The sequence below is a fragment of the Aquiflexum sp. TKW24L genome (assembly GCF_023502205.1).
Taxonomy (GTDB): Bacteria; Bacteroidota; Bacteroidia; order Cytophagales; family Cyclobacteriaceae; genus Cognataquiflexum.
In genome coordinates this window covers 1-372 of record NZ_JAMFLG010000105.1, presented here as the reverse complement: position 1 = coordinate 372, position 372 = coordinate 1, and the positions used below count along the sequence as shown (strand labels likewise).

General features: G+C 53.0%; 1 protein-coding gene. It reads right to left on the bottom strand.

The features are described from left to right. The coding region (locus M3O96_RS21965; RefSeq protein WP_249725503.1) for a hypothetical protein at positions 1–263 on the bottom strand (263 nt) is incomplete at its 3' end. Between the last annotated feature and the right edge of the window lie 109 nt (positions 264–372).

The following is a 372-nucleotide window of genomic DNA, read 5'->3' as shown; positions in this document are numbered from 1 at the left end:
CCGGTATAGGTGAACGGTCCGCCGTTGATCGTCACAACTGTTGTCGTTGTGGCTTTACCGATGGTGAAGTCTTTGCTGTCGTTGCTCGGCAGATAGTTTGCATCTCCAAGGTAGCTGTAGCTCGCTGTTGCGGTTCCCGCATTCACATTGTTTACATAATCAGCTGTTGGGGTCAGGTTCAATCCGCCTGCGCCGGTCACACTTACCGTGGCAGGTTCAATCGCCGATCCGGTATAGGTGAACGGTCCGCCGTTGATCGTCACAACTGTTGTAGTTGTGGCTTTGCCGATGGTGAAGTCCTTACTGTCGTCGCTTGGTAGATAGTTGTCATCGCCAAGGTAGCTGTAGCTCGCTGTTGCGGTTCCCGCATTA